We start from the raw sequence: 18437 nt of genomic DNA, 5'->3' as shown, positions 1-18437 counted from the left end.
CCCTCTCCCGTCAGGAGAGGGAGGTTTCTAGTCCGCCTTCGCGCTGTCGGGCGGTCCCATATAGCTGTCGGGCAGGGGCTTCATCGCCACCACCAGCCGCTGGAACACCAGGCCGGAATCGACAAGCCAGACCTTGACCGTGTGCGGTCCCGACGTCGCGATCCGATGGTGCGAGATCGTCCGCGCGACATTGTCCGACACGGCGCGATCCCAGTCGGCGCTCTCACCGTTCCCGGCCGCGCGCAGGTCCAGCGTCACCCCCTGGGCCGGGCCGTCGTCGATCGACACGGCGTAGCGCAAGCCGTCGCGACCGCGGAAGTCCAGCGTCGGCGACAGCCACAGCTGCACCTCCGCCTCGCCCGCCTCGGTCAGGAAAAGGTCGTACTCCAGCCGGGGTCCGTCGCCGCCCGGCGTCAGCCCGACCACGTCGGACGAGGCCGTCGTCACGGCCGATCCCGTGCGACCCAGGCCGGGCGCGACCTGCCAGACGACCTGGGGGCCGCTTACGGCGCGGGCGTAATCGACCGCCTCGACCGCCACTACGCCATCGGTCTCGACGAAGCGTCCGGCGGCCGGCGCCTCGGCGGGCTTGTTCACCACGGCGGTGACGACGACCTTTCCATCCGGACCGGAGATCGTAACCGGGACCTCATGGCGTCCCGCAGGGACGGCCGGCCAGTCGGCCGACAGCATGATCCGCGTTGTGGCCCCGGCCTGCCCGGTCGTGCGTGACGGCTTCAGCCAGGGCGCGCCCGATTCAATGCTGAAATCGGCGGGTCGATCGCCCCGGTCGAACAGCTCAATCCAGCGCGCCGGGCCATAGGGCGAAAGCTCGGGCAGGGCCGCCTGCGCGCCGGGCGCCAGCGGTTCGGAACCGCCTTCCACCGCCACGCCCAGGTGGGCGCCGCGCGAGGCTTTGTCCTCGGCCAGGTCGGGCATGACATCCCGCTCGGGCTGCTGCCAGTAGGTGTAGCTGATGTGGGTTTGGGCCATCATGTGATCCCACTTGCCGCCCTTCAGCCCGTGGTAGATCGCCTCCAGTTCCTCATCGCGCGCAAAGCGGGCGCGCACGGCTTCGGCCGCCGTCTGCGCCGCCTGCCAGCGGCCCTGGGCGGCGTAGAGCCGGTTGCGTCCGGTTTCGATGTGCAGCGCCGTCACATTGCCGCTGGCCTGGATCGGGAACCAGACCAGCTGGACGAAGGCGTCGTCGTATTCCGCAGGCAGGCTTGCCCGCACCTTGTCCGCCCGCGCCGCCAGTTCGATCCATTCCGTCTCGATCCGGTCGGCCTCGTCGTGGTTGACCAGGCTGAAGGTGTCCGGCCCGATCAGCTCGGGTTTCCGACGACTGTTGTAGCGGGTGTAGAGGTCGATCAGTTCGGCGATCTCGGCGGCATAGGCTTCACCGAACTGGGCCTGCGCCCAGTCGCGCGACCAGCCGGCCATCCGCTCGACCGTCATCGCCTCCGGGTCCCACGCCTGGTCCATGAAGAAGTCGATGGGGACCTCCATCGGCTTCAGGTCGCCGACGTTGACGACCCACAGCCGGTCCGCCCCCGCCTGCCACGCCAGGCGCATCTGCTCCCAGGTCCGCTCATTCTGAGTCGTGTTCAGCCACTTGTAGTTCCGCGGCCCGCCGACATAGTCGAAGTGATAATAGACCCCCGAGCCTCCCGGCCGCTCGGCCGGCCCCGGCAGGCGGCGGATGTTGCCCCAGTTGTCGTCGGCGAACAGCAGGGTCACGTCGTCGGGAACCTGCATCCCCTGATCGTAATAGTCCTGAACCTCCTTGTAGAGGCCCCAGACCTGGGGCGTCTCGGCGGCGGGCTTTCCGGTGACGTCCTCGATGATCTGACGCTGAGAGCGGACGATGTCTTCCAACAGGGGGATGGCCGTGCCTTCGGTCATCGCCTCGTCGCCGTCGCCGCGCATGCCGATGGTCACCAGGCTTTCGGTGGCGCCGCGCCGACGCATTCCGTCCCGCCAGAAGTCGCTTAGTTTCTCGCGGTTGGTCCGCCAGTCCCAGGCGCCTTGGCCATAGCGTTCCCATTCGACGTGGGCGCGCGCCAGGGGTTCGTGGTGCGAGGTGCCGATGACCACGCCGTATTCGTCCGCCAGCACCGCGTTCAGCGGATCGTCGTCAGAGAAGGCCTTGCCCCACATGGCGGGCCACAGGAAGTTGCCCTTCAGCCGCAGGATCAGTTCGAACACCTTCTCGTAGAAGGCGTGGTTGAAGCCGCCATAGGTCTTATCGACCCAGCCCTTCAACGCAGGATCTTCGTCGTTCAGGAAGATGCCGCGATAGCGCACGCCCGGCGCATCGCTGCGTTCGCCCGGCGTCAGGGACAGGTCGCGGCGCACCGGCACGGGCACATCCGCCCACCAGTTCCAGGGCGACACCCCGGCCCGCTCGGAGATGTCGTAGGCGCCGTAGACCGAGCCGCGCTTGTCGGCGCCTGCGATCACCAGGGCGCGATCGATCCCTTCCGCCGGGTGCTCGACCACCGCTTGCACATAGCCGTCCCAGCCGGTGGGCGCTTGCAGGCGGCCGTCGGCGATCAGTTTGTCGATCACGGCGTTGCGTCCCGCCGTCCCCACCAGCACCACCGGCCCGTCCTCGACCGGCGCGCCGCCGCCCGAAACGCGGCCCAGGTCCGCCTGCAGATCGCGAGCCGCGCGGATCACGCCGGGCCAGTCGCCGGGATCGGTCACCACCCGGGCTGGATGGCCGTCGATGATCAGGTGCAGGCCGTCGTCTGCGGGCTGAGCGCACACGGCCACCGCGCCTTCGCAGGCGAGGACGGGTCCGCCCGCGTCGATCACCAGCGCGGCCGCAACAACTGCAAGACCCAGGTTCAGCCGGCGCATCAGCGCACCGCCATACGGAACGGACCAGCAGGCAGGCCGGCCTCGTCGTACAGATTGCACACGGGGCTGTCGGCCCAGCAGAAGCGGACCTCGGTCGCCGACGAATCGTTCGGCGCGGACAGCCGGACCTCGCGGCCGGACGCCACCGCCGAGACGGCGTAGCGGCAGTCGTCGCCCTCGCACAGCTCAAAGCCGATGGCCTGGGCGCCGCTGAGCGTCTTCAGCGCGCCGGCCACATCGTCGAACGCCACGACGATGTCGTCGCCGTCGCGTCGCGCGGAGGCTGGGATCGGACCTGAAGGCGGGGCGGGGTCGCCGTAGACGACGTGTCGCGCGGCGCGGGCCAGGCGACGTCCCAGCTCCTGCTTCTGCGCCGGGTGGATGTCCCAGCGATCGCCCAGGTCGATGGCCACGGCCAGGCCCGCGTTGTCGTCTGCGGCGACGGCCAGCCTTTGGCTTTCGCGCACCTCGGCCCAGCCTGAGGGAGCCGGCGCCGTCGGCGGCGCGCCGAAGTTGGCAAGTTGCACCACTAGGAAGGACAGGTCCGGCCCGAACCGCCGCCGCCAGTCGGCCATCAGACCGGCGAGCAGCGCCTGATATTGCTTGCCGGCGCCGGTGTTCGATTCCCCCTGGTACCAGAGGGCGCCCTTCAGGCCGTAGTCGTGCAGCGGCGCGATCATGGCGTTGCCGATGGTCGTCAGGCCCGAGGTCGAGGACCAAGGCGCGCGCGGCGGGGCGGCGGTCACACCGCGCGCCACGCGATAGCGCCAGCCGGCCGGGTCCAGCGGAATGCTTCCGCCGTCGGCCAGCACCAGGGCGCGTTTCTCGGTCGGGCCGTACAGTCCTCCGACCGCCCAGCTGTCGTAGGCGTTGACGACGACCGTGTTGCGTCCCGCCTTCAACAGGCCTGCGGGCACGGCGTAAAGCCGATCGCCCGAGCCGGACGCGCCGACGGCCACGCCATTGACCCAGGTCTGGTCCGCCTCGTCGACGTCGCCTAGCGACAGCGTCTGCGCGGCGCGGGCCTGATCGGCGGTCAGGTCGATGTCCAGCCGATACCAGACCATGCCGTTGTATTCGGCCAGTTCCGGCACGCCCCAGCGTTCCCACGGCTCCATCGCCGGAACCGGCGTCCAGGCGCCGGCGTCGTCGGGCGACCAGGGCGTGTCGGAAGCCTGCCCGCTCCACCACGCCTGCCAGCGCAGGCCCCACCGCCGCTGCGCCCCTGGCGAGTCCGACGTCGTTTCCGACAAGATCGACAGCGGCTCGTCATAGCCCAGCGGGCCGAGCGCCTGCGGCGTCATCCAGGTCTCGATGTTGGAGCCGCCCCAGCTGCTGCTGATCAGCCCCATGGGCACGTCGTGGTCGCGCCGCAGGTCCTGGGCGAAATAATAGCAGGCGGCCGAAAAGGCCCCGACCGAGGCGGGAGACGCCGGCGCCCAGGCCAGGGCGTTTCGGAACCCGTCCTGCGCCTTTGCGTCGAAATCCTTCTGCACCGTGATCAGCCGGATGCCGTCGTCATTGGCCGAACTGATGATGCTGGGCGCGTTCAGCGTGCGCTCGATCGGCAGCTCCATGTTGGATTGGCCCGAGCACAGCCAGACGTCGCCGATCAGGACGTCCTGCGCCGTCGCTTCGCCGCCCGCCGCGTCGCGGACCCGCAGCGTATAGGGCCCCCCCGCCGGTTGGGCCGGCAGTTCCACGCGCCAGCGGCCGTCCGCGCCCACCGTGGCGCGCACGGTCTGGCCGTTCAACTCGACGGTCAGGGCCGTCCCCGCCGGCGCCGCGCCCCAGACCGGGACCGGCCTGTCGCGCTGCAGCACGGCGTGATCGGAAAAGATCGCCGCCAGGGTCGGGACGGCGCTCGGGGCGGGGGCGGGAACTTGGGCGAACGCCGGCGTCGCCGCCAGCAAGAGGCCAAGGGCGGCGACGACGGGACGTTGCATGGGACTTACGCCGTCACGGTCAGGGTGGCGGACTTCAGATCCGCCGAGTTGGGCCCGGCGCTGAGGGTGAAGGTCCCGGGTTCGACCACCCGCTCCATGTCGATGTTCCAGAACCACAGGTCGGACGGCTTGATCTCGAACGTCACCGTCGTGCGGGCGCCGGGCTCCAGCGTCACGCGCTTGAAGTGCTTCAGTTCCTTGACCGGACGGGTGACCGAGGCGAGGTCGTCGCGGACATACAGCTGGACCACTTCGTCGCCCTTCATGCGGCCGGTGTTCCTGACGTCCACCGACACCTGCACGCTCTGGCCCATGCCGATGCTGGACCGCGCCAGGCGCGGCTCGGACATTTCGAAGGTGGTGTAGCTGAGGCCGTAGCCGAACGGATAGAGCGGCGCGGTGGTGTCGAACAGATAGCCGCGGCGCGCGCTGGGCTTGTAGTTGTAGAAGATCGGCAACTGGCCCACCGAACGGGCGATCGACACCGGCAGCTTGCCGCCGGGGCTGACGCGGCCGAACAGCACGTCGGCGACGGCGTGGCCGGTTTCCTGGCCCAGATACCAGCCCTCGATCAGGGCCGGCGCATTCTCCGCCAGATAGTTCACCGACAGCGGCCGGCCGTTCAGCAGCAGCACCACCGTCGGCTTGTTCAGGGCGAAGACGGCGCGGGCCAGGTCGTTCTGTTGGCCCAGCAGGTCGATGGAGTCCCGGTCGCCCAGGTGGTTGTCGGCCCAGGCCTCGCGGCTGGTCTGCTCGTTGTCGCCCAGCACCATGACGATGACGTCGGCGTCGCGGGCGTCAGCCACAGCCTGTTCGATCAGGCGGGCGTTGACGGCCGGATCGACCAGCTTGACCTCGTCGGCCGCCCAGATCCGCGCCTCGGTGACGCGAACGGCCTCCGAATAGACCACCTCGAACTTGCCGCGCCCCTCGGCCTGAAGGCCTTCCAGAACGCTGACGACGTGGCGCGGCACCTCGGAATAGCCGCCGATCGGCGTGTCGCGGGCGTGGGTGCCCAGCACGGCCAGCTTGCGGATGCGGTCGGCCTGCAGCGGCAGGACGCCCTTGTCGTTCTTCAGCAGGACCATGGCGCGCTGCGCCGTCTCACGCGCCAGGGCGATGGCGTCCGGCGTGGCTTCTTTGGACTCAGCCGTCGCCGCATCGACGTAGGGGTTTTCGAACACGCCCGTCAGGAACTTCATGGTTAGCAGGCGGCGCACCGCCTCGTCGATCTGGGCCTCGGTCACCTTGCCCGACCGCACCAGCTCCGGCAGGTGGTTGTAGCCCTCGCCGTCGGGCAGTTCGATGTCCACCCCGGCGTCCAGCGCCCGCGCCGCCGCCTCTTGCAGGGTGGCGAACATCTTGTGGCGGGTGTTCAGTTCGCGGATGGCGAAATAGTCGGACACCACCGACCCCTTGTAGCCCCACTCGCCGCGCAGCACGTCGTGCAGTAGCCAGCGGTTGGCGTGTGAAGGCAGGCCGTCGATCTCGTTGTAGGAGGCCATAACGGCCTGGACCGGCAGTTCCTTCACCGCCCGCTCGAACGGCGGGAAGAAGTTCTCGCGCAGTGTCCGTTCCGAGATATCGGCCGGGCCGACGTTGGTGCCGTTCTCGGGCTGGCCGTGGCCGGTCATGTGCTTCAGCGTGACCATGACCTTGTCCGGCGCCAGCGGCAGGGTCTCGCCCTGGAAGCCGCGGATCGCCGCCAGGCCCATTTCGGAGACCAGATGCGGGTCCTCGCCATAGGTTTCCTCGATACGGCCCCAGCGGGGGTCGCGGGCCACGTCGACGACGGGGGCCAGCGCCAGCTGGGCGCCGCGCGCGCGCATCTCGCGCGCTGCGACCGAGAAGACCCGGGTGACCAGGGCGGGATCCCAGGTCGAGGCCAGGGCGATCGACTGCGGGAAGCTGGTCGCGCCGCGCGCCACATAACCGTGCAGCGCCTCCTCGTGCATGATGATGGGGATGCCCAGACGCGTCTGTTCGACGGCCCAGCGCTGGGCGGCGTTGATGTAGTCGGCCGTCTGGCGCGCGTCGCGATTGACCGCTTCGCCCGAGGCGCCGGCCGCACCGTTCGCGCTGGGATCGACGCCGCGGAAGTCCGACGGGCGCGAAATCTGGCCCAGGCCATGGGGGAAGACCTGCGAGGCCTTGGCCGGGGCGAAGTCGCCGGTGGCGGTCTGGATGTCGCCCTTCTTCTCCCAGATGCCGACCATCTGGGAGACCTTCTCCTCCAGCGTCATGCGGCGCAGCAGGTCCTCGACCCGCGCGGCGACGGGCTGGGCGGCGTCCTTGTACAGGGCGCCGGCTTCGGGCGGAGCGGTCTGGGCGCGGGCGGCGCCGGCGAGCGGCGCGGTCGCGACCGCCCCCAACAAGCCGGTGACGAAGGTGCGGCGAGCGAGCGTGATGGTGCGGCCGTCGGCGATGGTCATGGTCTTCTCCCTATGTGCCCCGCCAGTTCGGAATTCCCGTCCAGCGATGATAGCGCTACCATTCACGATAAGGCTGTTATGGTCTAGCCGTCAATCGGCGCTTGGTGTCGCACCGCGCTATACGCCGTCGAGCTATCGGAAAAATCAGATGCCTGCGTCAATCGATCAAAAGCCCACCCGTCGCCCCAAGGCCGGCAAGGAACGTCTTCACGGCTCCATCGCCCATCAGCTGGGGGTCGAGATCGTGTCGGGCCGACATCAGCCGGGCGACATCCTCAGTAATGAAATCGAGTTCAGCGAGCGGCTTCAGGTCTCGCGCAGCGCCTACCGCGAGGCCGTGCGCATTCTGGCCGCCAAGGGGCTGGTGGAAAGCCGGCCCCGCGTCGGCACGCGGGTGACGGACATGACGCGCTGGAACCTGCTGGACCCCCATGTCCTGGCCTGGTTCTTCGAGGCCGAGCCCGCCCGCGCCCTGGTCGAGGGGTTGTTCGAACTGCGCATGATCGTCGAACCCGCCGCCGCCGCCCTGGCCGCCGAACGTCGCACGGAGGCCCAGGTCGAGGCGATGCGTGAGGCGTTGCAGACCATGGAGCGGGCAGGGTTGAAGACCGACACGGGTCAGGCGGCCGACCGCGACTTCCACCAACTGGTGCTGGACGCCACCGGCAATCCGCCCCTGGCCAGCCTGGCCTCCACCATCGGCGCCGGCGTGCGCTGGACCACCTTCTACAAGAGCCGCAAACACAAGCTGCCGCCCGACCCCATGCCCGAACACTGGGCCGTCTTCGACGGTATCGCGGCGGGCGACGCCGCCGCCGCGCGTCACGCCATGGACGTGCTGGTCGCCAATTCGCGCGCCCAGGCCGCCGACGCTCTGGAAGATCGCTAGACGCCATTGCCAAGCCATACCGGGAAGGGGTATTTGTCTGAGTAATCTCCCCTTTCCCGAGTGCCCCATGACCAAGCCCCTGCGTTCCCGTGCGTGGTTCGACAATCCGTCGAACCCGGACATGACTGCGCTCTATCTCGAGCGTTATCTGAACTACGGTCTGACGCTTGAAGAGCTTCGCTCGGGCAAGCCGATCATCGGCATCGCCCAGACGGGGTCGGACCTGTCGCCCTGCAACCGTCATCACATCGAACTGGCCAAGCGCGTGCGCGAAGGCATCCGCGAGGCGGGCGGCATCGCGCTGGAGTTTCCGGTCCATCCCATCCAGGAAACCGGCAAGCGCCCGACGGCCGGCCTGGATCGGAACCTGGCCTATATGGGTCTGGTCGAGCTGCTGTACGGCTATCCGATCGACGGGGTGGTTCTGACCATCGGCTGCGACAAGACCACGCCCGCCTGTCTGATGGCGGCGGCGACGGTGGACATCCCCGCCATCGCCCTGTCGGTCGGGCCCATGCTGAACGGCTGGCACAAGGGCGAGCGGGTCGGCTCGGGCACCATCATCTGGAAGGCCCGCGAGATGATGGCGGCCGGCGAGATCGGCTATGAGGAGTTCATCGACCTGGTCGCCACCTCCGCGCCGTCGGTCGGCTATTGCAACACCATGGGCACGGCCACGACCATGAACAGCCTGGCCGAGGCCTTGGGCATGAGCCTGCCTGGGTCTGCCGCCATTCCCGCGCCCTACCGCGAGCGGCCCCAGGTCGCCTACAAGACCGGCCTGCGCATCGTCGACATGGTCCGCGAGGACCTGAAGCCGTCCAAGATCCTGACGCGCGAGGCGTTCGAGAACGCCATTGTCGTCAACTCCGCCATCGGCGGCTCGACCAATGCGCCCATCCACCTGACCGCCCTGGCGCGCCACTCGGGCATCGACCTGCCGCTGCAGACCTGGGAGGCGGTGGGCCACAAGGTGCCGCTGCTGGTCAACCTGCAGCCGGCCGGCAAATATCTGGGCGAGGACTATCACCAGGCCGGCGGCGTGCCGGCGGTGGTCGCCGAACTGATGAAGCACGGCCTGATCCACGAGAACGCCCTGACGGTGAATGGCCGCTCGATGGGCGACAACTGCCGCGACGCCGGCATCGTCCTGCCCGACGTCATCCGCACCTTCGACGACGCCCTGGTCGAGGACGCGGGCTTCCTGGTCCTGTCGGGCAATGTGTTCGACAGCGCGGTGATGAAGACCAGCGTCATCTCGCCTGAGTTCCGCGACCGCTACCTGTCCGACCCGAACGACCCCGAAGCCTTCGAGGGCACGGTCGTCGTCTTCGACGGGCCCGAGGATTACCACCACCGCATCGACGATCCGGCCGAGGGCATCACCACCGACAGCATCCTAGTGATGCGCGGCGCGGGCCCGGTCGGTCACCCCGGCGCGGCCGAGGTCGTGAACATGCGCCCGCCGTCCTATCTGATCACCCAGGGCGTTCACGCCCTGCCGTGCATCGGCGACGGGCGCCAGTCGGGCACCTCCGGTTCGCCGTCCATCCTGAACGCCTCGCCGGAAGCGGCGACGGGCGGCAATATCGCCCTGCTGAAGACCGGCGACCGCCTGCGTATCGACCTGAACACCCGCAAGGTGGACGTGCTGCTCGACGCCGAACAGATGGCGGAGCGTCGCCGGGCGTTCGAGGCGGCCGGGGGCTACAAATATCCCGCGTCGCAGACGCCGTGGCAAGAGATCCAGCGCTCGATGGTGGGCGAACTGGAGACGGGCGCCGTGCTGGAACCCGCCGTCAAATACCACCGCATCGTCGATACCTTGGGACTGCCCCGCGACAACCACTGACCGCGAGACGCAGTCGACCCTAGCCGTTGATCCGTCGTCCCCGTTTGGCGGCGGGCGACGGATCGATGGGGGGATGGCCGTCGGACTGACGCCGGATCAGGGCGAAGTCCATCAGTTCTCGCACCGCCACGGCGGGCTCCTCGCCCAGCTTGCGGCGAATGGCGTCGGACAGGACGGATACGGCCTCGCGCGACATTTCCGCGACCGGCTGGCGAATGGTGGTCAGCGGCGGCCACACCGTGCTGGCCAGGGCGGTGTCGTCGAAGCCGACGATGGTCAGGTCGCGCGGCACGTCCAGCCCCTGGCGATGCGCGACCGCAATGGCGGCGGCGGCCATGTCGTCGTTGCTGGCGAAGATGGCTGTCGGCCGGTGGCGCAGGCTCAGCAGCTGGTCCGCCGCATCCAGGCCGGAGTGGTAGGTGAAATAGCCCTGGACGATCATCCGCTCGTCCACCGCCACGCCGCTTTCCTGCATGGCCTGGGCATAGCCCTGGTAGCGCAGGTCGCTGGCGGTCTGGTTCGGATGGCCGCGAACGAAGGCGATGCGGCGGTGGCCCAGATCGATCAGGTGACGCGTCATGGCCTGGGCCGCCGCCAGGTCGTCGATGCGGATGGCCGAGACGCTTGGCATCGGCTGGCCCGAGGCGACGGCGACGGCGGGCAGGCCGGCGGCCTTCAACCGTTCGACCACCTGCGCCGAATCGCAAAGCGGCGGCGGCAGCAGAACCCCGTCCACGCCGCTGGCCAGCAGGCGTTCGATCGCCACGATCTCGCCCGCCTCCGGCTCGCATTTCTCGACCACCAGCTGGGCGCCGCTGCGGCTGCACTGGTCCAGACTGCCGAGCAGAAACTCGCTCAGATAGGCGGCGGACGGGTTGCTGTAGAGCAGGCCGATCTTGAGCGTCTGGGCGCTGGCCAGGCTGCGGGCGGCCTGGTTGGGGGCGTAACCCAGCTCGCTGATGGCGTCCGACACGCGCTTGCGCGTCGCCTCGCGCACATTGCGCTCGCCGTTGATGACCCGCGACACCGTCATCGGCGACACGCCGGCATAGCGGGCGACATCGTCGATCGTCCGTCCTCCGCCCTTTCGACGGGTCGTCCTGCGCGGGCTTCTGTCTTCCATCAGCCCAGCTTAGCGCCCTTGGGAGGCCTGCGTAAGGGAGGGTGTGCAGGTGGCGCGCATCCGGTATTCGCTACGTGCAAGGCGTCTTCCGAATGGCCGAATGAGATCGCCGAGGCGCTCGTGCGCCGTCCCGTCGCTCCCACTCTCGCGTGGTGACATTTTCAGGCTGCTCCGGTTGGCGTCCAAGGGCGAAAGGGGGTTGTTCTTCGTCATGGATGCGGCAGAAGGACGCATATGGCAGCGTATCTAATAGTCGCCGCGCGACGGCGGTCTGCCCGGCCGAACCTCTAGCGGAGATTTCCATGCGTCTGACTTTCGCCCTCGGCGCCCTGGCCGCCAGCCTCTTGTCCACTTCGGCGCAAGCGCAGGCGGATAGTGCTTTTCGGCCGCTGGAGACCTTCGCGCCCCTGACCCTGCCGGCGCCGGCGAACGCCTATCGTTCCGGCTCCGGCGCGCCCGGCGCGGCCTATTGGCAGAACAGGGTCGATTATTCGATCGACGCCCGCCTCGATCCGGCCAGCCGCACCCTGAGCGGCCAGGCGGTCATCCGCTACACAAACAACAGCCCCGACGTGCTGGACGTGCTGTGGTTGCAGTTGGACCAGAACCTGTATCGCACCGATGCGCGGGCGGCGGCCTTTGCGGCGCGGCCGCGACGCGGGTCCACCGACGGCTACCGGATCGAACGGGTCGAAGTGAAGCAGGGCGGCGGCTGGGTCTCGGTCCAGCCGCTGATCGACGACACCCGCATGCGCGTGACGCTGCCGACGGCCTTGGCGTCCAAGGGTGGCCACGTCGAGGTGCGGGTGACCTATGGCTATGTCGTGCCGTCCGACGATTTCGGCGGCCGCACCGGCTGGATCCCCAGCGCCAACGGCGACATCTTCAGCATCGCTCAATGGTATCCGCGCCTGGCCGTCTATGACGACGTGCGCGGCTGGGACACGCTGCCGTTCCTCGCCAACGAATTCTACCTGGAATACGGCGACTTCGACTACGCCGTAACCGTGCCGGCCGACATGGTGGTGGCCGGTTCCGGCGAACTGACCAACCCCGACCAGGTGCTGGACGCCGAACAGCGTCGCCGCCTGGCCCAGGCCCGCGCCAGCGACCGCACGGTGATGATCCGCACGCCGGAAGAAGCGTCAACCGCCCCCGCCGCCGACGCGACCAGAACCTGGCGCTTCCACATGACCGACACCCGCGACGTGGCCTTCAGCGCCTCGCGCGCCTTCGTCTGGGACGCCGCGCGCATCAACCTGCCGAACGGCAAGACGGCCCTGGCGCAGTCGGTCTATCCGGTCGAGAGCGTGGGCCAGGGCCGCTGGGGCCGCTCCACCGAATATCTGAAACACGCGGTTGAGACCTTTTCGGCCTGGTATCCCTATCCCTGGCCCAATGCGATCAACGTCGCCGGACCGGCTGCGGGGATGGAATATCCGGGCATCGTCTTCGATGGGGTGGAGGACAAGGGCAAAACCCTGTTCTGGATCACCGCCCACGAGATCGGCCACAGCTGGTTCCCGATGATCGTCGGCTTCGACGAGCGCCGCGACGCCTGGATGGACGAGGGCTTCAACACCTTCATCGACGTCTATGAATCCGACGCCTTCGAGGGCGGCGTCTATGGGCCCAAGCGCGACGGCGAATATGCGCCGGGGCAGGGGACGCCGGCCGAGCAGATCGCCGCCTTGCTTGAAGATGCGGCGGCGCCGACGATCATGACCCGCGCCGACGCGATCCAGGAAAAATACCGCCATCCGGTGACCTATTTCAAATCCGCCTTCGGCCTGACCCTGCTGCGCGAGGACATACTGGGACCCGAGCGGTTCGACCCGGCCTTCCGCAAATTCATCGCCGACTGGGCGTTCAAACACCCCAAACCCAGCGACTTCTTCCGTGCGATGGAGAGCGCGGGCGGCGAGGATCTGTCGTGGTTCTGGCGCGGCTGGTACCTGAACAACTGGAAGCACGACCTGGCGGTGACGGCGATCACGCCAGTCGACGGCGATGCGGCCAAGGGCGCCGACGTGGTGGTCGAGAACCGCGACAAGCTGGTCCTGCCGGCCACCTTGCGCGTCACCTTCGCCGACGGGTCGCGCGTGGACCGACGGGTGCCGGTCGAGACCTGGTTGCAGCAACGCAGCCACACCTTCCGCTTCGCCGGCCGCGGCGCGGTAGTCTCGGCCGAGATCGACCCCGACCGCCGTCTGCCTGACAGTCATCGTGACGACAACAGCCGCACCGCCGGCTGAGACGAACCGGGAAGACGGTCGCGCTCAGGACGATCGATACGGACTGGGCGTCGGCGTGTAACGGCGATGATCCGGTTCGGAACCGTCCTTATCACCAACGCAGGGCGAAGCGGCCGATGACGGCGCCGATCAGGCCGGCGGCCGCGACGCCCAGCGTATACCAGGTTGCGACGAAGGCTGCGGTCGCTTCTCCGCAATGCAGCAGGCCGTAGGCGGTGGCGGCGATGCCGCCCGTCGCCACGCCCAGCGCCAGACCGGCCGCCGTCGGCCGCGTCGGCGCAAGCCGGCGCGCCGACAGGAAGACCAGTGGCGCGGCGAAGGCCGAGACCAGCACGATGTTTCGACCGCAGATTGTCCAGGTCTGGCCCAGCCAGCCGGCCATGCGCGCTTCGGGCGGCGTCATAGCCATCTCGACGCCGCCCCACAGCGCTGCGATCACCACGACGGAAATCAGGGCGAAGGCGGCAGGCCGAGCATCGACGCCCGGCCGACCCAGCCGTGTCGCCAGCCAGATCGCGCTTGCGGCCAGGGCGGCGGTATAGAGTCCCTTCAGCCACGGCGTCGGCGCCTGGAGCGCCTGCGTCAGGTCGGGACGCACCCCCAGCAACAGGGCCACGGCCGTCACGGCGGCCAAGCCGGCCCCGGCCAGCAGCGCGGCGTTGGGCCGTGCGGGCTTCGCCGGTTCAAGCCCGGCGGCCAGGGCGTCGATCAGGTCTTCAGTCTTCATCGGGATTCACGCTGGCGACCAGCGTCTTCATGGAGCGGTGGACGCTGACCTTGGCCGCGCCCTCGGTGAAGCCGTTGCGGGCGGCGGCCTCGGCCAGGCTGAAGCCGCCGATGCGGACGTCCTCGACCAGGCGGCGCTGGCGCAGCGGCAGGATGGACAGGACCTTTTCCAGGTCGCGGCGGACGACGCCGTCCTCGACCGTATGTTCGGCCAGCAGAACGGAGGCCTCTTCCAGCGGCACGTCGTGGCGGCGGCCCTGGCGGCGGAAATGGTCGATGAGCTTGTAGCGCGCGATCGCATAGGCCCACGCGGTGAAGGGCAGCGACCGGTCATAGGTCGCGCGCTTGGCGTGAATGGCGATCAGGCAGTCCTGCACGAGATCCTCCGCATCGGCCTCATGGCCGATTAGGCGACGTTTGAAGAATGGGGTCAGGGCGCCGCGCATTGCGGACAGCAGGGTGCGCCAGGCCACGGGGTCTCCGTCGAGTCCCCGCAACATCAGGCTTTTGAGCTCGGTTTCCTTGTCGACCACGCAGCATCCCATTCGCGCCGGACAGGGCGGAGGTTACACAGCGCAGGTCGATCGACGAGAGATTCTTTTTTGCGGCCGTCGGCGTAACCTTCGCCGCAACGAGGCCGAAACCCCTCCTGTCAGGCCGATCCGCTGCGGACGGCCCTCACACAGGAGACGATCCGATGAACACTTCCATCAAGATGCTGGTCGGCGCCGGCGCGCTGCTGGCCCTCGGCGCCAACGCCGCCGCCGCCCAGAACCGCCCGACGGCCCAGCAGGAAAACGCCATGGAGAAATGCTACGGCGTGGCCAAGGCTGGTCAGAACGACTGCGCCGCCGGCCCCGGCACCACCTGCGCCGGCACCTCGGTGCGGGACTATCAGGGCAACGCCTGGAAGCTGGTCGCCAAGGGCACCTGCGCCTCGATCCAGACGCCCAAGGGCAATGGTTCGCTGACCGCGATCCCGAGCCGCTGATGTCCGCCTCTCCGACCGCCGGGCTGGGTCTGAAGCCCCAACATTATGCGGAGGCCGAGGCCTGCCCGGTGGTCGGGGGCCCCAACGGCGTGCAGGACGGACTGTGGTTCGAGGTGCATCCCGAGAACTACATGATCGATGGCGGGCCGCGCCTGAGCTGGCTGGAGCGCATTCGTGCGCGTCGGCCCCTGTCGCTGCACGGCGTCGGCCTGTCCCTGGCCGGGGACGAGCGTCCCGACCGCGCGCACCTGGCCCGTTTCCGCGCCCTGATCGACCGGTTCGAGCCCTTCGTGGTGTCCGAACATCTGGCCTGGTCGCGGCGCGGAAACGTCTATCACCCCGACCTGCTGCCCGTGCCGCGTAGCCGCGAGATGCTGACCCTGGTCTGCGACCATGTCGAAGAGGCGCAGGAGTATCTGGGCCGTCGCATTTTGATCGAAAATCCCACCGCCTACCTGCCGATGGCCGGTCATGATTGGGACGAGGTCGACTTCCTGGTCGAGATCGCCCGACGCACCGGATGCGGCCTGCTGGTGGACGTGAACAACGTCCATGTCAGCGCCGCCAACATGGGCGGATCGGCCGAGGCCTGGCTGGACGCCGTGCCCGCCGATCTGGTCGGCGAAATCCATCTGGCGGGGCATCGGCCCGATCCGGTGTGGGGCGAGGCCCTGCTGATCGACAGCCACGACGCCCCTGTCGCCGAGGCGGTCTGGCGGCTCTACGAGCGGCTGATCGGCCGCATCGGCGGGCGGCCCACATTGATCGAACGCGACGGCGAGGTGCCGGAGTTCGCCGAGTTGCTGGGCGAACAGGCCCGCGCCGCCGAGGCCCTGATGTTCGTGGAGACCCTGGCATGACCGCCTTTCACGCCGCCTTCGAGACCGCGCTGGACGGCCGGTTCGACGACCTGTGGCCGCATCTGGAGCCGAACGACCGGACTTTGGGCGCCATCGCCGTCTATCGCAACACCGCCGTCAAGGGCCGGATCGACGCGCTGGAGGCCAACTATCCGACCGTGTCGCAGATGGTCGGAAGCGAATGGTTCCGCGCCGCCGCGCGCGAGTTCGTCGAGGCGCAGCCGGGCGACGATCCGGTGCTGGCCGCCTATGGTGCGGGCTTCCCCGATTGGCTGGCCCGGTTCGAGCCCGCGCATGACATGCCCTATCTGGCGCTGGTGGCCCGGCTGGACCGCGCCTGGACCGAGGCGCACCTGTCGCCGGACGCCTCGCCGATGGACGCCCGTCACGCGGCGGCGCTGGGCCTGGCCCTGACCGGCATGCCCGCGCGCCTGCATCCGTCCGTGCGTCTATTCTGGTTCGACTGGACGGCGCCGTCGCTGTGGCTGGCGCATCGCTACCCGACCGAAGGCGCCGATCTGGCCTGGCGCGCGGAGCCGCAAGGCCTGCTGATCCACCGGCCCGACGCCGAGGTCCGGGCGCGGCGCCTGAGCCGCGCCGAATGGGCTTTCCTCGACGCCTGCCGCAAGGGCCGCCCGTTCGGCGTGGCCGCCCTGACCGCCCAGTCGGCCCAACCCGGCCTGGACGTCCCCACTCTTTTCGCCGGGCTGATCGCACTCGGCGTGTTCGAAACCCCCGCTCTCCAGAGGCCGAAACCATGACCGTCATCGCCCGCATTAATCAGCGCATCACCGACGCCGTTCCGGAGTGGCCGCTGGCCCTGTTGCTGCGCGTCGGGATCGCCGTGCCCTTCTTCCTGTCCGGGCGCACCAAGGTGGACGGCCTGCTGACCCTGTCGCCCTCGACGCACTATCTGTTCGCCGAAGAGTATCATGTCCCGCTGCTGGCGCCCGACGTGGCGGCCTATATGGCGACCTATGCTGAGCACGCCCTGCCGATCCTGCTGGTTCTGGGATTGCTGACGCGGCCGGCGGCCATTGGCCTGTTGCTGATGACGGCGGTGATCCAGGTGTTCATCATCCCCACTGGCTGGCCGACGCACCTGCTGTGGGCCGGGCCGCTGGTCTATCTGATCGCGCGCGGACCGGGCGCGGTCAGCCTGGATCGGGTGCTGAAGTTCGAGGCGGTGGAGCGATAACGCCGTGTTCCATCGTAGAAGCTTGTTTCCAGCTGTGAAGCCGACGTATCGCAAGGTTTGATCGCCGCCTTCCTCGCCAGGCAGGTGGCGGCGAGGGCGGTCAGCCCAGGCTGCAAAGCGCCGCACGCCTTCAGTCGCGGATGAAATGGGGCACGAAGCGGGAGGTGTTGCGGGTGATGCGGCCCGTGTCTTCGCGCAGGCTGATGCCGGCCGGCTCCGTGCCGACGACCCAGGACCCGATGATTGCATAGTTGCCGTCGAACAGCGGCGGATCGCAAAGCGCCTGGCGGATATAGCGCCCCTCGCCATAGCCGCCGTCCACGACCTCGGCCGCGCTGAGGCCCTGGTCGATCAGTTCGACATTGTCGCCTTCGCGCGAAAACAGGGGCTTCCTGACATAGGACGACCCCAGCGCGCTCTCGGCCGGATCGCCCTCGAAATAGGATTTCAGCAGGTTGGGGTGGCCCGCATGCCGTTCCCACAGCAGGGGCAGGATGGCCTTGTTGGACAGGATGCTCTTCCACGCCGGCTCCAGCACCGTCACGTCGGCGGTGGGCAGGGGGGCGGCGTATTCGTCGCGCAGCATCTGCTCCCACGGATAGAGCTTGAACATCGCCTGGATGATCCAGTTTTCGTGGTCCACGAACCGGCCGTCGGCGTTCAGGCCTATCTGGTCGATGGCGACGAACTGCGGGTCCAGTCCGGCCTGACGCGCCAGGTCTTCCAGGAAGCGCACCGTCTGGCGGTCCTCGACGAACTCGGCGTCCGAAGCGAAATGGACGAAGCCGCCGTTCGGGAAGATGGCCCGGAACCGATCGACCAGCTTTTCGTGCAGGCTGTTGAACTGATCGGCGTCGGCGTGCAGGGCGCCGGCCGCGATCTGGTCCTCCAGCCACAGCCACTGGAACACCGCCGTCTCATAGATGCTGGTCGGGGTGTCGGCGTTGTATTCGTAGAGCTTGGCTGGGCCCGTGCCATCATAGGCGAAGTCGAACCGGCCATAGAGGGACGGATCGCCCCGCTTCCAGCTGTCGGCCACATAGTCCCGCATGGTCTCGGGAATATCGAGCTGCTCCATCAGCCGCTCGGACTGGACGGCCTCATCGACCAGCTCCAGGCACAGGCCGTGCAATTCCTCGGTCGGCGCCTCGATCCCCTCCTCGATCTCGGCCAGCGAGAAGGCGTAGGCGGCCGTCTCGTCCCAATAGGGTTTGCCGTCGGTATGGCGCCAGGTGAAGCCCAGTTCCTCGGCCTTGGCGTCCCAGTCGGTGCGGGGATCGAAGCGCAGACGCTCCATGGA

The 18437-nt window shown here is 68.6% G+C and carries 14 protein-coding genes; 7 read left to right on the top strand and 7 right to left on the bottom strand.

From position 1 onward, the window contains the following. Positions 1 to 27: 27 nt before the first annotated feature. The 3 genes from ACODSC_RS14490 to ACODSC_RS14480 are packed head-to-tail and all read right to left on the bottom strand — an operon-like array spanning position 28 to position 7243. Positions 28 to 2865, bottom strand: coding sequence for a glycosyl hydrolase 115 family protein (locus ACODSC_RS14490; protein ID WP_488814701.1), 2838 nt, complete (start codon positions 2863 to 2865; stop codon positions 28 to 30). Beyond that, on the bottom strand, positions 2865 to 4811 hold the full coding sequence (locus tag ACODSC_RS14485; RefSeq protein WP_488814700.1) for a sialate O-acetylesterase: 1947 nt from the start codon (positions 4809 to 4811) through the stop codon (positions 2865 to 2867). Before ACODSC_RS14485 ends, ACODSC_RS14490 begins: the two co-directional genes overlap by 1 nt. Before the next feature lie 5 nt (positions 4812 to 4816). Next, positions 4817 to 7243 carry a glycoside hydrolase family 3 N-terminal domain-containing protein gene (locus tag ACODSC_RS14480; protein ID WP_488814699.1) on the bottom strand — a complete coding sequence of 809 codons (2427 nt, stop codon included), beginning with the start codon at positions 7241 to 7243 and terminating at the stop codon, positions 4817 to 4819. Positions 7244 to 7391: 148 nt separating this feature from the next. Between ACODSC_RS14480 and ACODSC_RS14475 the strand changes: the two genes are divergently transcribed. Then, positions 7392 to 8132 carry a FadR/GntR family transcriptional regulator gene (locus ACODSC_RS14475; RefSeq protein ID WP_488814698.1) on the top strand — a complete coding sequence of 247 codons (741 nt, stop codon included), beginning with the start codon at positions 7392 to 7394 and terminating at the stop codon, positions 8130 to 8132. 67 nt (positions 8133 to 8199) lie between these two features. Further along, positions 8200 to 9984: an IlvD/Edd family dehydratase gene (locus tag ACODSC_RS14470; RefSeq protein ID WP_488814697.1), complete on the top strand. Its 1785-nt coding sequence runs from the start codon at positions 8200 to 8202 to the stop codon at positions 9982 to 9984. A gap of 19 nt (positions 9985 to 10003) precedes the next feature. Here ACODSC_RS14470 and ACODSC_RS14465 read toward each other — a convergent pair whose 3' ends face one another. Further along, positions 10004 to 11107, bottom strand: a complete 1104-nt coding sequence (locus ACODSC_RS14465) for a LacI family DNA-binding transcriptional regulator (RefSeq protein ID WP_488814696.1) — start codon at positions 11105 to 11107, stop codon at positions 10004 to 10006. 302 nt (positions 11108 to 11409) lie between these two features. Between ACODSC_RS14465 and ACODSC_RS14460 the strand changes: the two genes are divergently transcribed. After that, positions 11410 to 13362: a M1 family metallopeptidase gene (locus tag ACODSC_RS14460; protein ID WP_488814695.1), complete on the top strand. Its 1953-nt coding sequence runs from the start codon at positions 11410 to 11412 to the stop codon at positions 13360 to 13362. 91 nt (positions 13363 to 13453) lie between these two features. Here the strand turns inward: ACODSC_RS14460 and ACODSC_RS14455 are convergent, their stop codons facing one another. Both ACODSC_RS14455 and ACODSC_RS14450 read right to left on the bottom strand, forming a co-directional pair. Further along, positions 13454 to 14089 carry an NrsF family protein gene (locus tag ACODSC_RS14455; RefSeq protein WP_488814694.1) on the bottom strand — a complete coding sequence of 212 codons (636 nt, stop codon included), beginning with the start codon at positions 14087 to 14089 and terminating at the stop codon, positions 13454 to 13456. Continuing rightward, on the bottom strand, positions 14079 to 14621 hold the full coding sequence (locus ACODSC_RS14450; protein WP_488814693.1) for a sigma-70 family RNA polymerase sigma factor: 543 nt from the start codon (positions 14619 to 14621) through the stop codon (positions 14079 to 14081). Before ACODSC_RS14450 ends, ACODSC_RS14455 begins: the two co-directional genes overlap by 11 nt. A 164-nt stretch (positions 14622 to 14785) precedes the next feature. Between ACODSC_RS14450 and ACODSC_RS14445 the strand changes: the two genes are divergently transcribed. The 4 genes from ACODSC_RS14445 to ACODSC_RS14430 are packed head-to-tail and all read left to right on the top strand — an operon-like array spanning position 14786 to position 17137. Further along, positions 14786 to 15079 carry a BufA1 family periplasmic bufferin-type metallophore gene (locus ACODSC_RS14445; RefSeq protein ID WP_488814692.1) on the top strand — a complete coding sequence of 98 codons (294 nt, stop codon included), beginning with the start codon at positions 14786 to 14788 and terminating at the stop codon, positions 15077 to 15079. Next, a complete protein-coding gene (gene bufB, locus ACODSC_RS14440) occupies positions 15079 to 15939 on the top strand; it encodes an MNIO family bufferin maturase (RefSeq protein WP_488814691.1) in 861 nt (286 codons plus the stop codon). Before ACODSC_RS14445 ends, bufB begins: the two co-directional genes overlap by 1 nt. Next, on the top strand, positions 15936 to 16700 hold the full coding sequence (locus tag ACODSC_RS14435) for an HvfC/BufC family peptide modification chaperone (RefSeq protein WP_488814690.1): 765 nt from the start codon (positions 15936 to 15938) through the stop codon (positions 16698 to 16700). Before bufB ends, ACODSC_RS14435 begins: the two co-directional genes overlap by 4 nt. Further along, positions 16697 to 17137 (top strand): DoxX family protein, encoded by a 441-nt coding sequence (locus tag ACODSC_RS14430; RefSeq protein WP_488814688.1) that lies wholly within the window; start codon positions 16697 to 16699, stop codon positions 17135 to 17137. Before ACODSC_RS14435 ends, ACODSC_RS14430 begins: the two co-directional genes overlap by 4 nt. Before the next feature lie 130 nt (positions 17138 to 17267). Here the strand turns inward: ACODSC_RS14430 and ACODSC_RS14425 are convergent, their stop codons facing one another. Beyond that, entirely contained in the window at positions 17268 to 18434 is a 1167-nt protein-coding gene (locus tag ACODSC_RS14425) for a glutathionylspermidine synthase family protein (protein WP_488814687.1), read from the bottom strand. Between the last annotated feature and the right edge of the window lie 3 nt (positions 18435 to 18437).

This window comes from Brevundimonas sp. FG128, from assembly GCF_057809775.1.
The sequence above is the reverse complement of the archived record's forward strand: the minus strand, read 5'-3'. Positions and strand labels throughout refer to the sequence as shown.

Excerpts from the sequence above, each read along its gene's own strand:
- ACODSC_RS14475 (WP_488814698.1), top strand. The coding sequence starts at position 7,392 with ATGCCTGCGTCAATCGATCAAAAGCCCACCCGTCGCCCCAAGGCCGGC.
- ACODSC_RS14485 (WP_488814700.1), bottom strand. The coding sequence starts at position 4,811 with ATGCAACGTCCCGTCGTCGCCGCCCTTGGCCTCTTGCTGGCGGCGACG.
- ACODSC_RS14465 (WP_488814696.1), bottom strand. The coding sequence starts at position 11,107 with ATGGAAGACAGAAGCCCGCGCAGGACGACCCGTCGAAAGGGCGGAGGA.
- ACODSC_RS14430 (WP_488814688.1), top strand. The coding sequence starts at position 16,697 with ATGACCGTCATCGCCCGCATTAATCAGCGCATCACCGACGCCGTTCCG.
- bufB (WP_488814691.1), top strand. The coding sequence starts at position 15,079 with ATGTCCGCCTCTCCGACCGCCGGGCTGGGTCTGAAGCCCCAACATTAT.
- ACODSC_RS14480 (WP_488814699.1), bottom strand. The coding sequence starts at position 7,243 with ATGACCATCGCCGACGGCCGCACCATCACGCTCGCTCGCCGCACCTTC.
- ACODSC_RS14455 (WP_488814694.1), bottom strand. The coding sequence starts at position 14,089 with ATGAAGACTGAAGACCTGATCGACGCCCTGGCCGCCGGGCTTGAACCG.
- ACODSC_RS14490 (WP_488814701.1), bottom strand. The coding sequence starts at position 2,865 with ATGCGCCGGCTGAACCTGGGTCTTGCAGTTGTTGCGGCCGCGCTGGTG.
- ACODSC_RS14425 (WP_488814687.1), bottom strand. The coding sequence starts at position 18,434 with ATGGAGCGTCTGCGCTTCGATCCCCGCACCGACTGGGACGCCAAGGCC.
- ACODSC_RS14435 (WP_488814690.1), top strand. The coding sequence starts at position 15,936 with ATGACCGCCTTTCACGCCGCCTTCGAGACCGCGCTGGACGGCCGGTTC.
- ACODSC_RS14470 (WP_488814697.1), top strand. The coding sequence starts at position 8,200 with ATGACCAAGCCCCTGCGTTCCCGTGCGTGGTTCGACAATCCGTCGAAC.
- ACODSC_RS14460 (WP_488814695.1), top strand. The coding sequence starts at position 11,410 with ATGCGTCTGACTTTCGCCCTCGGCGCCCTGGCCGCCAGCCTCTTGTCC.
- ACODSC_RS14445 (WP_488814692.1), top strand. The coding sequence starts at position 14,786 with ATGAACACTTCCATCAAGATGCTGGTCGGCGCCGGCGCGCTGCTGGCC.